We start from the raw sequence: 12,904 nt of genomic DNA on the forward strand, positions 1-12,904 counted from the left end.
AGCACTCATTACTCAGCACTCAGCACTCAGCACTCAGCACTCAGCACTCAGCACTCAGCACTCACTACTCAGCACTCAGCTTGACATTGACTTTGAGAACCCACCCAAACAATTTGCCAAATTGGAGGTGAACTTGATAAGAGCGATCGCCCGAAACGATTCATCTCCACTCGATATTTCATCGCCGTAGATGAATCACCCTGAGACGGTGTTTGAATCACTGTCACTAAAGCTTGATTCGGTTGTGGATAGGTAACTTCTACCTGGCGATCGCTCTTTGTAGGTTGAAAATCATCTAATAAATTCATCGCCAGCTTCGCCGGATCGCTACCTTGTAAGGGAGAATTGACACTTTCTAAAGGTATATTTTCATATTGAGCGCGTTCCGAGTCTTCCACAATCTCTTGAGAATGTTGTACGTCTGACAAGGGCTGTGGTTGAGCATTGATATTATCCACGATTGGTATTGCTGTTTGGTACTGAATCATATAAACACCAGCACCAGCAGTAGCAAAGATACTAAGTATCAAAATCAAGAAGAACTTCAGTTTTACTGACATAAAACTAAATACGCATTGTAAAAAAACTAATGGTCAATTTGGGATTTTCAATTGATGTTTAACAACTAATTACTCCCTATAATCTTCCTAGGGAAAGCTCCTAATTTCTGATAATTGCTGATGAGTGATACAAAAATATATGAAAATTTCATGAAAATTGTGAAAAACTCATGCTAGAGACTGATAGCCAGCAGCAACAATCGATTATTACATGGAAGCAATAGACCTCATTGTCGCTGGGATGTTCCGAGGGGACAGGTGACAGCGAAGATTTTAAGCCAATTCCCAATGCCCAATTCCCGATTTAAAATAGAAAATCTCAACCATAAAACTCTCCAGCTAAGATACAATTCGATCTGGCAAAAGCTGTTAAAGTCCATAAACCCATTGATTCTAGAACCACCATATGAGCATTCACGAAGTATTCATGCCGGCGCTGAGTTCCACTATGACCGAAGGCAAAATTGTCTCCTGGGTAAAATCGCCGGGGGATAAAGTGGAAAAAGGCGAAACAGTGGTGGTTGTTGAGTCAGATAAGGCAGATATGGATGTAGAAACCTTCTATGAAGGGTATCTCGCACATATCGTAGTCCAAGCAGGTGACAGTGCGCCTGTAGGAGCTGCGATCGCTTATGTTGCCGAAACTGAAGCCGAAATCGAAGCTGCCAAATCTATGGGCAATTCCGGCGGTGCAGCAGCTACTCCTACGGCTACACCTCAACTAGTTGCAGCTACAGCCTCAGTGGGAACACCAACTGTAGCATCTCAAAATGGGTCTAACCATCAGGAAGGTAGACTCGTAGCTTCACCAAGAGCGCGTAAGTTAGCCAAAGAATTGAAAGTGGATTTGACTACTCTCAAAGGTAGTGGCCCTTACGGTCGGATTGTCGCCGAGGATGTAGAATCTGTCGTGGGTAGAACTACTGCACCGGCTGCTCCCACAACCCCCGCACCAAGCATTACCCCAGTTGCACCACCAGCACCAAGAACACCCGCACCAGTAGCAGCCGTTCCTGGTCAAATAGCACCATTCAATGCTCTACAAAACGCCGTCATTCGGAATATGGTAGCTAGCCTAGCCGTACCAGAATTCCGTGTTAGTTACACAATCACCACTGATGGGTTAGACAAACTTTACAAACAAATTAAATCCAAAGGCGTAACAATGACAGCGTTACTGGCGAAAGCTGTAGCGGTGACATTACAAAAACATCCACTTTTAAATGCTAGCTATTCTGATCAAGGCGTAGTTTATCATGGCGACATCAATATTGCCGTAGCTGTAGCGATGGATGATGGCGGTTTAATTACACCAGTATTAAAAAATGCCGACCAAGTAGACATTTATTCTCTCTCACGCAGCTGGAAGTCTCTAGTAGAACGCGCTAGAGCCAAACAACTACAGCCTGATGAGTATAACAGTGGTACTTTCACCCTGTCTAACTTGGGAATGTATGGTGTAGATACATTTGATGCCATTTTACCCCCCGGACAAGGTTCAATTTTAGCGATCGGTGCATCTCGTCCCCAAGTTGTAGCTACCCCAGACGGTTTGTTTGGTGTGCGTCAACAAATGCAGGTCAATATTACTTCTGATCACCGTATTATTTATGGTGCTGATGCGGCGGCGTTTTTACAAGACTTGGCTAAGTTGATTGAGACTAACCCTCAATCTTTGACTCTTTAGTCAACCGCTTCACCTACAAGGGGATAGAGTTTTTGGGTAATGGGTGCGGGAAACAGCCACCATTGCCCAATTTTTATGCCAAACCCGTAGAGACGTTGCATTGCAACGTCTCTACGGGTTTTATTGTTTCGGCAAATTATCTTAATTCAAAAATTATTAGAACTGAATCCGGAATGTGGGAGGCAAAAACTGGAGTAAAAAACAGAATAAGGAAGAAACAGTCAGTAACCCAGCCCTAAAGGGACTGGACTTGTAAGAGTAATCAAGCAAGCCGTACTGACCCGTCTAAGTCTTAGCTGACTACGTTTTTTGAGTTACGACACCCTGGGATACGCAGCCAGTCCCCTGCTCTGTCGCTTGTGATTAAACAGTTCTAAGGTCACTGGAACAGTGTTGCAAGCCTAACAAGCTCTTAAAACATTGACTAGGCTAACTTTACTCCCGCAAGGGAAGGCTCTATTGAGCAAAAACATTATGCGTACAGGGTGAAAAGTTTGAAACGGTAATTGTCCCGCCCTTAAGTGCAGTACAACAGCACACCAAACAGAGTAACCCCAAGGCGAATATTCAAGGCGGTTAAAACCGTGCGAGTCGTTTTCCTCTCAGCACTAAAGTGACTGAGTTTCCCACTTACCGATTTTTTTTTATGATTAATTTATTCTCCAACCCCATCAAACTTGCCACTATCACTCTGATTGCAGGCACTTCATTGTCTTTGACTAGCTTGCCTGCTTCTGCTAATAACACCAGAGTTTATGTCAAAAACTCCTCATGTGTGACTTATAACAATAGCGGAAAAGTTGTTGGAACAGTCAATCGCGGTTACTACCCACTCAACCGAATTTACAAAGGTAGAGATGGCAGAAATTATGCTCGGATTTATGCCGATTTCCGGAGATCAGGGCAAGGTCTAGGATATGTAAATATACCAACTTCTTGCCTTAATCATAATGGCAGATATGTTATCGAATACTAACTAATAGTCTGTTTTCTAACCTAAAAAGCCATAATTAAGCGATCGTGAAAGGTTAGATAATTTAGAACCCCGGTTTATCGAGAAAGCCGGGGTTTTTCGGTCTCATGAATGAGTAAAAATACTGGGATATTTAATCCTCAACAACTAGCTTGATCAAAATCACCAAACTCCCGACCTTCCAAGCATTCATCAGATGATCAGGATAAATTTATAAAAGAAATATTAAATTTTTGATAGTAAATTGGTAGTTATTGTGTAGCAGAAATTATGATTTGGCAAAGAAGCAGTAATGATACTAATATAGATAAAAAATTGTGGTTAGATTAATAACATTACCTGCCAGCTATTGTTTGAGCTATGAATCGTTTTTCTGGGAACATCACAAATCTTCGGGAGTACAGCTTAGAGCAAAATCGGCTGGCTCAAATGTGTGGTTCTAAGCAATTATTCCGCGATCGCTATGAAATCTTACGCATTTTAGGTAGGGGTGGTTTTGGTATCACTTTTCTCGCACAAGATGCTGTATTACCCGGTAATCCTCTATGTGTGATTAAACAACTGTGTCCGAAGGTAACTAGCACGAAAAGTTGGCAAAATGCGTGTAACCGTTTTGTGCAGGAGGCTAAAACTTTAGCTAAACTTGGTAGCCATTCGCAAATTCCCATGTTGCTAGACTACTTTGAAGGGGATGGGGAACTGTATTTAGTGCAAGAATACATCCAGGGTTGGACTTTAGCGCGAGAAGTCAGGCGTAACGGTACAAAGACAGAAGCTGAAGTAAAACAGTTTTTGCGGGAATTACTGCCGGTATTGCAATATCTTTATCAAAATCAAGTCATTCATCGAGATATTAAACCCCTAAATCTACTGCGCTGTGCAGATGATCAGCGCATAGTCTTGATAGATTTTGGTGCAGTTAAAGAAAACTTGGTTGATGTTGGGAATGATTCACTCAATTCCATCATGAATACTCACTTTGTAGGCACAATGGGGTTTGCACCACCAGAACAATTTTCTCTGCGTCCGGTATATGGTAGTGATATTTATGCTCTAGGAATGACTTGTGTTTACTTGTTAACTGGCAAAGGGCCATTAGAAATGGAAAATCATAGCCTGACTGGTGAAATATGTTGGTATAAATATGTAAATGTGAGTGATAGTTTTGCTCACATCTTAAACAAAATGTTAAAGTTTTCCCTCAATGAACGCTTCCAGAAACCTAGTGATGTTACTAGAGCTTTGAGGGTAGAAAGTGATATGCCAAACTTAAGTAACTGTTTGACTACCCAACCCATCAAAAATGCACTTCCAGCAAAAATAGATCCTGCTCAAGAATACCTATCACCTGTAGCCAAAACTGCGATCGCTATTCGGGAGTGGAAGGCTAAACTAAAAGCTCAACAGTCTCAACGTCAATTATATTGAGGCTAGAAAGTTTCTCGTAAGAACGTACTTAACTATTTACATTGTTTTATTCCACATGGCAAAATGACTAAATTATTTTAGCTTTGCTCCCCGAACTATCAGCCGCAACCACACCCATCCTAACCCACTCCCAATCAAATAATAGGGGAAATCTGCCCAAGTAAAGGCAGTACCAATTAACATTTTTCCCCACCAAAATGAACGTACCAAATTTAAAAAGGGTGGATGCCACAATTGCATAAACTCCAACAAACAAGTAATTACAAATACCCATAACGGGATTCGCCAAACTGAAGAGCGACTGGGAATAAATAGAAAAGCGAACAAGCACCAAAATATCTCATAAAAAATCCCTCCTACCTCTTGGTTCAACCACAAAGTAGAATAGCGATAATGGCTGTATAAAAGTCCAATAGGAAGAATAATAGCTAGAGAAAGAATAGAACGCCTGCGAATTCTTGTCGGCATGGGCATTATTTAGTGTTCTTAATTCAAGATGTAACTTACATCTGGCTACTTGCTATAACAAAGCTTTGAATATGGTTAAAAACTTCCTCAATTTCTGTAATTAATTCAGTAGTGCCTCTACACTCTTGCTTCTGAGCTAATTGTTCTAGCTTATCGGCAGCTAAATACATAGTTTTAGCACCTATATTAGCACTAGCACCTTTAACATGGTGAGCTTCTTGAGCCAATTGTTGAAAATTACTCACAGTGATCGCCAGTTTGATAAAATCCAACCGAGGTTTAATATCTTCAACAAATAATTGTAACAGTTTCATTTCAAAATCAGCATCATTCTCAGACATCTGATGTAAGTGTTTCCAATCAATTGGTAGGTCGGATATATCAATTTTTTCTGCTGTAGAAACGGTATTTTCTAAGGTGATTACCTCTTGTTTCACTAGAATAAATTGACTCCAATATTCTAATTTTACCGCCAAATTTTCTTTGATAACAGGCTTACTTAAATAGTCGTCCATGCCTGCATTTAGACACATTTGTTTGTCTTCTTTCATGGCATTAGCAGTCATCGCAATTACAACAGGACGACGATGGTTAGCAAAGAAGCTCTCTTGCATACGATGAATTTCCTTTGTAGCTTCTAACCCGTCGAGAACGGGCATTTGGCAATCCATCAAAATTAAATCGTAAGGAATTATTTCTAATAATTGCAAAACTTCTTGACCATTAGCCGCTACATCAGCATGGTAGCCAAGACTTTGAAGTTGCTTTAAGGCTACTTTTTGATTTACTAAATTATCTTCAGCTAGTAAGATTCTTAAATTAGGCGAGCTAGTAGCAGTATGCTCACATTTGATGTTGACATTTTTCATTTCTAACTTCTGTCTCATATCCTCTTGTACGAGTTCATCTTGATTTCCTAAAACATTCATAATGGTATCGAGGAGTCGAGAAGCCTTCAGAGGTTTGACTAAATAAGCCGCAAATCCTATATTGAATGCCTGATGTATTTCTGCTCGTTGATTAGTAGAAGTGATCATAATTAAAGGTGTTGCCGCAATAGCAAAATTGTCTCTAATTTGTTCCCCCAATTCCAAACCATCTGTTTGGGGCATCTGCATATCAATCAAGACAACATCATAAGGTTTGTTTTGCTGGCAAGCTGCTATCATAGCTCTCAGGGCAGCATCAGCACTATCAGCTTGATCTACCTGCATTGCCCAACGGGTGGCTTGATGGTAAATAATTTTGCGGTTAGTCGCATTGTCATCAACTACTAATAGGCGGCGATCGCTCAGTATTCCGCAATCATCTATCCTAGTAACAGGCTCTTGTTGCTTGGCAAAAGGAATCTCAAACCAAAATTTAGAGCCTTCGCCTAACTGACTTTCTACCCCAACGTCTCCTTCCATCAAGGTTACTAATTGTTTACAGATAGCTAATCCCAAACCAGTCCCACCATACTTACGAGTAGTAGAAGCATCCACCTGGGTAAACGGGGTAAACAGTTTGCTTTGGTCTTCCGTGGTGATGCCCAGACCAGTATCTGTAACAGCAAAGTAAATATTAGCTGTAGTGGTAGTATGCGATCGCAATTCTACTCGTACTACTACCTCTCCTATGCTAGTAAATTTAATAGCATTACCAATTAAGTTCATTAAAATTTGTCGCAGGCGGCTAGCATCTCCTTGCAGGTGGGTAGGGACGTTAGGATAAATCAAAGCTGCAATTTCTAACCCTTTTTTATGAGCTTGGGGAGCTAATAAATCTAATACTTCTTCTATACAAATAGATAAATCAAAGTTGAGATTTTCTAAAACCATTTCCCCTGATTCAAGTTTAGATAAATCCAAAATTTCGTTAATCAGGCTTAAAAGGGCATCGCCGCTAATGCGAATTGTCTCCATGAAGTCTTGCTGTTCTTGGTTAAGAGGACTTTCTAACATCAAACCAGTCATCCCTAAGACGGCATTCATCGGAGTACGAATTTCATGACTCATATTAGCTAAAAAAGCACTTTTGGCTTGAGATGCTAACTCTGCTTGACGACGGGCAAGTTCTAATTCTTGTCGTTGCAGAATTTCTACTTCTAGCAACTTGGCTTGAGTTAAGGCAATACCTATTTGATTTGCTAACTCTCGAAAGAGTTCTATTTCCCAGTTAATCCACTGGCGTGGTTGGCTACATTGATGGGCAATTAACAACCCCCAGAGTTCATCTTTAAGAATAATGGGAACAACAAGATTCGCTTTGACAGCGAATTTTTGTAGTAATTCGACATGACAATCTTCTAGATCAGCTTGCTCAATGTTTGCAATAGTAGTTATTTGACCTTCGCGGTATTTTTGAATGTAACTCTGTGCAAAACAAGGGTCAATAATTTTTTCTCCCAGAATCTTGGGAAAGCCAGGAAGTAGGGCTTCTTGAACGGCAATTACAGAATCATCTAATTCTAGGCGGAAAATCAATACACGATCTGCTTGCAGTAGCTTTTGCAACTCTTTAACGCTAATTTCGAGAATTTCTTCGATTTGTAAAGACTCACGAATTTTTAGTGTCACATCAGCTAATAATTGCGATCGCCTGTTTTGGCGTTGCAGTTCTTTTTCTGATTGCTTACGTTGGATAAACTGCCCCACCTGTTGACCAATGGAGTTCATGATTTTTGCCAAATCTTGGTCATATTGCTGGATTTTGTGGTTAAAGCAAGTAATCACACCCAGAATATTCTGCCCGTTACGAATGGGAAAACCAAAAGCTCCATGCAATCCAACTTGTGCTGCAACTTTATTTCGCAAAAAGCTGATGTCATTGGCCACATCAGTAAGCCAAATAGGTTCACTACTACTCCAAACTCGACCAGGCAATCCCATCTCTGGCGCAAATGTGATGTTCTGACTCAATGTTTTGAACTCTTCCATATCCAACGATGGTTGATGCCACAGTTCGGAAAAAGTGAGTATATTTGTCTGCTGATTTACCATCCACATTTCACTCACATCCCATCCCAAACTCTGGCAAATTGCTTGCAGAATTTGAGGAGTAGCTTCGGCAATTGTAGTAGACTCTGCTAAGATGCGGGTGATGACATATTGTGCCTTTAAATGCTGTTCTGCACGCTTGCGCTCTGTAATATCAATGCCTGTACCAATAATGTATTCCACAGAGCCTTTGTAGTCTTGAAGAATAGTATTTGACCAGGAAATTAACCGCAGACGACCATCTTTAGTTCTCCAATAGTTGTCATATTTGTGAGAGTTGGGAGTAATATGACCTGTTCTTAATTGTTCAAAAACTGCTTTGGCTAGCTCTACTTCTTCAGGAACTAAAAATAAATTCCAAAAATATCTATCCCGAACTTCATCAAATGAGTAACCAGTTATTTGCTCACAAGCTTGATTGAAGCGAACAATTTTTCCTTGTGGATTGATAACTATTACTAAAGCACTGACTGTATCTAGAACTGCTGAGATGAAATTACGCTCTTCATGAAGTGTATCTTCTACAGCCTTTCGCTGCGTGAACTCACGATAAATTAAATAGTAAATGACAGCCAGAATCAAGAAACTTGAGCAGATAGCGATCGCTATAATCAAAACTGTATTATTTGCACTAGTTTTGACAACTTGTGATTGCTGTTGCAGTAGCTCTTTTTCTTGTTGTTCCATGTCACGGATGACCTTGCGGATATCATCCATCAGGTTCTTTCCCTGACCTGTGAGGATTATTTGCAATGCTGCATCAAATCCTTTTTGCTGACGCAACTCGATAGTTTGCTTACTTATGCTAAGTTTAGCGGCTATTAGGGGTTTGATTACCTCAAGATGTTCATGTAGTGGAGATTTATCAGCAGTTAAATTTTTCAGATTCTCTATTTCTTTCTCCACTTCTACAAGTGCTGTCTGATACGGTTGAAGATAATGCTCTTGTCCTGTGAGAATGTAACCACGTTGTCCAGTTTCAGCATCTTTAATATGAGATAGCAGTGCTTCTAAAGCAGTGATTGTCTCTTGAGTTTTTTGCAATTGGTTATTAGTATTAATTAAAAATGTTGTGCTGTTATAAGAAACTATGCCCATCATTACTAGAATTACTGATGCTAATCCAAAGCCACCAGCAACTCTTTTAAAAAAATGCTTATGCATCTTTTCTAGCTGTTTGCGTCGATTAGTTACAAGTGCCAAATTTGCTAAATTACGCCGCATTTCCATTTGTTTGATGACTTGGCGACCTAGAATCTTTAAAGCTTCAACCTGTTCAGAGGTGAGGTTTCTAGGTATGTAGTCAATAACGCAAAGTGTTCCTTTAGATGGATTAGAAGTATGCCGTCAAATTAAGACAGATCCAGAGTTAGCTACTACTTTTTTTATTCTGCTGACAGCTAAAGGCGCAGCTCCAGGTGAAGAGGAAGATAGAGTTAGAGGGCTGGATGCGGGAGCAGATGAGTTTGTTTCTAAGCCAATAGAGATGAGTGAGTTAAAGGCACGGGTAAGAGCAGGACTGAGGTTATATCAGTTAAATCAAGATTTACAAAACCAAAAGCAAGCTTTAGAAAAACTCAACCAGAATTTGCAAATCCAAAAGCAAATTTTAGAAGCAGAATTGGCTGAAGCAGCTGATTATGTGCGATCGCTCTTACCTGAGCCGCTTACAGGAGAGGTAATGACAGAAGCACTATTTATTCCCTCAGCACAGTTAGGTGGTGATTGCTTTGACTACTACTGGCTTGATGATGAACATTTAGCAATTTATTTGTTAGATGTATCAGGACATGGGGTGGGTTCTGCCTTGCTGTCTGTATCTGTATTGAATATTTTGCGATCGCAATCCCTAACCAACACTAACTTTTACCAACCTAGCGAAGTTCTCAAAGCACTTAATCATGCCTTTCAAATGAAACACCACGGTGATAAATACTTCACAATCTGGTATGGAGTTTATCACCGCTTCAAACGTCAACTTGTTTACGCCAATGCCGGACATCCTCCAGCTTTACTTCTATCTGGTACATCTACAACAAGCTTGGAAGTTAGACAACTTAGCTCTTTAGATTTGCCCATAGGCTTTTTGCCTGATGTTCACTTTGAGGATGCTGTATTTGATATTGAAAAAGACAGCACTCTATACATATTTAGTGATGGAGCTTACGAAATCAATCAGCCAGATGGAAAGATTTGGGGAGTTGATGCTTTCACTGATTTACTAATCAAATATAGCAATGTCAATAACTCTTATTTAAAACAAATTTTAGAACAGATTATGGCATTAAATCACCAAGAGAATCTGGAAGATGATTTTTCTTTGATCAAAATATCCTTTAATTAAATTTATTGCTTTGCAGTAAAAAATTGGCGATTGAAGTCATCTTGATCTACAAAGGTTTGAAAAATTCTATCCATTTTAGTAAGCTCAAATAACATCCTAACTTGGTCATTAACAGAGCAGACAAAAAGTTTAGCATTAGCATTCCGTACTACCTGCATTGCCGATACTAAAGAACCCAAACCTGAACTGTTAATGAAGTTAACTTCTTTCATGTCAATTAATAAAATATCAGTCCCATCAGCTAAAATGTCGGTAATTTGACGACGTAATTCATTACCTTTGATTCCATCTAGCATTCCACACAATTCGATTGTTTTAATTTTTGAACTCATAAGTTATTTCCCTTGTTAATTTAGCAAAATTTATACCTTGTATTTTGGCATTTATAGAATTAAATGGCAAGTTGTACTAATTCGTAATTCGTCATTAATATACCTTGTGAAAAAACTCATACAGGTTGTTGATAATACTTTTATGCCTCCTTTACAGGCTGCCAAAAAGATGCACGAATAATAGCCCACAAAAGTAGCAAATTATAAATAGCCCACGCACTATTGAGTAAGTGAACCAAAGGATTGTTAAGATGACCAGTTACAAAGCGGTAAATACTCCAAAGTATTCCTAACATGGTCAAAGTAAATATAACTAATTGTGGCCAAACTAGCCGGAGGTAAATACCTGATTGCCTTTGCTTGGGGGTAACTTGAAAATTAATTTTTTGTCCGGTAAATACACTCCATACAGCTTGAATTAACAAAGGAAATAAGGCGATCGCATATTGTTCAGAACGCCAAACCTCACTCGCTGAGATACCCCAAGTTGCAGCTAAAAAGGTCAAGCGATTGATAATAAACGCTGGCAAGAAGTGTAGAGCGAAATCAGAGCCATAACTTTTAACGGGAACAATTTCTGTAAAGAAATAAATAATTGGACAAGAAATAAAAATCAAAGTTGCGAAACCAGAAAAATAACTATACATCGTCTTAAAATATTGCAGACGTTGCCAAAATGTTAGCCCTGGTTTTGTGAGTGGGTTTTCTCTAAGTAGCACTTGGATAGTTCCTTGCGCCCAACGTAATCGCTGTTTCAAAGTAGAACTGAGGTCATCTGGTGCTAAACCTTCTGCCAAAAGTTCATTGTGATAAACAGATTTCCAACCAGCACCATGTAGACGCATGGCTGTATTCATATCTTCTGTAATACTGTTGCTAGATACACCACCAACTAACTGAAATTCATCTAAGCGTTTTTCGTCTTTGGCAAAATCATCAGCAAAATATTGTAGTCCCACATTAATTAATGCTTCCCGGCGAAGAATGGCATTTGTACCAGTGTAAAAAGCTGCATTCATGCCGTCTTTGCCTTGTTGGAGTGGCCCATAAAATAAACTTGCTCGATGTCCAAAGGGATCACCCGCAGGGATGTTATAAAAATCTTGGGGTGTCTGGACAAAAGCAATGCGATTTTGCTCATATTTACCTGTGAAAAGATTGTAAGTATAAAAATATGGCAAAACTCGTTTGAGAAATTGTAGTTTGGGTATATGGTCTGCATCTAAAGTTAAAATAAATTCTCCAGAAGTTTCTCCAGAGAAAATCGCATAATTGAGATTGCCTGCTTTAGCATGGTGAGCCACACCAGCAGTTTTCGGACGAGCAATGTAGCGAAATCGAGCTAGTTCAACTAATTCTAATTCTTTTTGATTAATAGCTACTTCTAAAGCTTGCCTTTCAGTTTTGAGGCGTTCAGCAATACTTTGATGAGTAGGAGGTAGCCAAAGGATTAACTGTCGCAGACTTTGCACAATGGAGCCGACGGTATTTTCTTCTGGACTGTAAACTTCTGATGACGATTCTTGCAACCACTGTTCAGCAGCTTGAGCATTAGATGTCAGATTTTCTAATTTTTGCAAGCGTTCCATCAAACAAGAGCGTTCTGCATCTATTCTATTCGCTTCTTGCTGTAGTCGTGGCGATCGCAAATCTGCAATACACAACTCTTCTGTCATGGTTCGCATAGCAGCAGAGTTACCATCGTCCAGCACATAAACACGCAATTTGCTTGCAGGATAATCTATTGCTAAAGCAGCCTGAGCAGTTTGTTCTACAATTTCTGGTGGCTCATTGTAACAGGTGATAAACACATCTACATTTGGCCAGTCGGTTTTAGGCAAGGGCGGAGTCATCTGATCAAGTGACTTAATCTGCCGAACTAAAGGCCGCCACAACCCGATGACAAACATTACACCGCCAAAGTAGCTATAGATTTCTGCTAACAGCAACGGAATCGAGAGCCACAGCGCATCAAAATTGATCGAATGCGTGATACGCCATTGTAAATACCAAAGACCAAAAATTAAATTAATTTCTGCTAGGTAGCGAAATAATAGCGTTCTTTTTTTTAATATTGAGCGGCTGTTGCCAGAAAAATTGGGGGAATTATTAATAGATATAGAAGTCATTGTTT

The 12,904-nt window shown here is 39.7% G+C and carries 8 protein-coding genes and 1 pseudogene; 4 read left to right on the top strand and 5 right to left on the bottom strand.

All coding sequences use genetic code 11. The annotated features are described in order from the left end of the window. Positions 1–68: 68 nt before the first annotated feature. Positions 69–560, bottom strand: a complete 492-nt coding sequence (locus tag VB693_RS22620; RefSeq protein ID WP_190698211.1) for a hypothetical protein — start codon at positions 558–560, stop codon at positions 69–71. 406 nt (positions 561–966) lie between these two features. On the opposite strand from VB693_RS22620, the gene VB693_RS22625 reads away from it, so the two are divergent. The 3 genes from VB693_RS22625 to VB693_RS22635 all read left to right on the top strand — a co-directional run bounded on the left by VB693_RS22625 (position 967) and on the right by VB693_RS22635 (position 4,648). Continuing rightward, positions 967–2,247 (top strand): dihydrolipoamide acetyltransferase family protein, encoded by a 1,281-nt coding sequence (locus VB693_RS22625; protein WP_323268222.1) that lies wholly within the window; start codon positions 967–969, stop codon positions 2,245–2,247. 646 nt (positions 2,248–2,893) lie between these two features. Beyond that, entirely contained in the window at positions 2,894–3,223 is a 330-nt protein-coding gene (locus VB693_RS22630) for a hypothetical protein (RefSeq protein WP_323268223.1), read from the top strand. 357 nt (positions 3,224–3,580) lie between these two features. Further along, positions 3,581–4,648: a serine/threonine-protein kinase gene (locus VB693_RS22635; RefSeq protein WP_323268224.1), complete on the top strand. Its 1,068-nt coding sequence runs from the start codon at positions 3,581–3,583 to the stop codon at positions 4,646–4,648. A 72-nt stretch (positions 4,649–4,720) separates the two neighbouring features. Here VB693_RS22635 and VB693_RS22640 read toward each other — a convergent pair whose 3' ends face one another. Together VB693_RS22640 and VB693_RS22645 are read right to left on the bottom strand one after the other, a co-directional pair. After that, complete coding sequence (locus tag VB693_RS22640) at positions 4,721–5,122, bottom strand: DUF2809 domain-containing protein (protein ID WP_323268225.1); 402 nt, start codon at positions 5,120–5,122, stop codon at positions 4,721–4,723. A gap of 29 nt (positions 5,123–5,151) precedes the next feature. Continuing rightward, positions 5,152–9,318: a response regulator gene (locus VB693_RS22645; RefSeq protein WP_416233412.1), complete on the bottom strand. Its 4,167-nt coding sequence runs from the start codon at positions 9,316–9,318 to the stop codon at positions 5,152–5,154. Between the two features lie 100 nt (positions 9,319–9,418). On the opposite strand from VB693_RS22645, the pseudogene VB693_RS22650 reads away from it, so the two are divergent. Next, positions 9,419–10,438, top strand: a pseudogene (locus VB693_RS22650) (PP2C family protein-serine/threonine phosphatase); the annotation flags it as partial. 2 nt (positions 10,439–10,440) lie between these two features. Here VB693_RS22650 and VB693_RS22655 read toward each other — a convergent pair. Continuing rightward, positions 10,441–10,770, bottom strand: coding sequence for an STAS domain-containing protein (locus VB693_RS22655; protein ID WP_323268227.1), 330 nt, complete (start codon positions 10,768–10,770; stop codon positions 10,441–10,443). A 140-nt stretch (positions 10,771–10,910) separates the two neighbouring features. Continuing rightward, positions 10,911–12,899, bottom strand: a complete 1,989-nt coding sequence (locus VB693_RS22660) for a glycosyltransferase (RefSeq protein WP_323268229.1) — start codon at positions 12,897–12,899, stop codon at positions 10,911–10,913. Positions 12,900–12,904: the final 5 nt, after the last annotated feature.

The sequence above is a fragment of the Anabaena sp. UHCC 0399 genome (assembly GCF_034931465.1).
Lineage (GTDB): Bacteria > Cyanobacteriota > Cyanobacteriia > Cyanobacteriales > Nostocaceae > Trichormus > Trichormus minutissimus.

Bases quoted from the DNA above. Each gene is read 5' to 3' on its own strand.
- VB693_RS22635 (WP_323268224.1), top strand. From the start codon at position 3,581: ATGAATCGTTTTTCTGGGAACATCACAAATCTTCGGGAGTACAGCTTA.
- VB693_RS22625 (WP_323268222.1), top strand. From the start codon at position 967: ATGAGCATTCACGAAGTATTCATGCCGGCGCTGAGTTCCACTATGACC.
- VB693_RS22660 (WP_323268229.1), bottom strand. From the start codon at position 12,899: ATGACTTCTATATCTATTAATAATTCCCCCAATTTTTCTGGCAACAGC.
- VB693_RS22640 (WP_323268225.1), bottom strand. From the start codon at position 5,122: ATGCCCATGCCGACAAGAATTCGCAGGCGTTCTATTCTTTCTCTAGCT.
- VB693_RS22645 (WP_416233412.1), bottom strand. From the start codon at position 9,318: ATGCGGCGTAATTTAGCAAATTTGGCACTTGTAACTAATCGACGCAAA.
- VB693_RS22620 (WP_190698211.1), bottom strand. From the start codon at position 560: ATGTCAGTAAAACTGAAGTTCTTCTTGATTTTGATACTTAGTATCTTT.
- VB693_RS22630 (WP_323268223.1), top strand. From the start codon at position 2,894: ATGATTAATTTATTCTCCAACCCCATCAAACTTGCCACTATCACTCTG.
- VB693_RS22655 (WP_323268227.1), bottom strand. From the start codon at position 10,770: ATGAGTTCAAAAATTAAAACAATCGAATTGTGTGGAATGCTAGATGGA.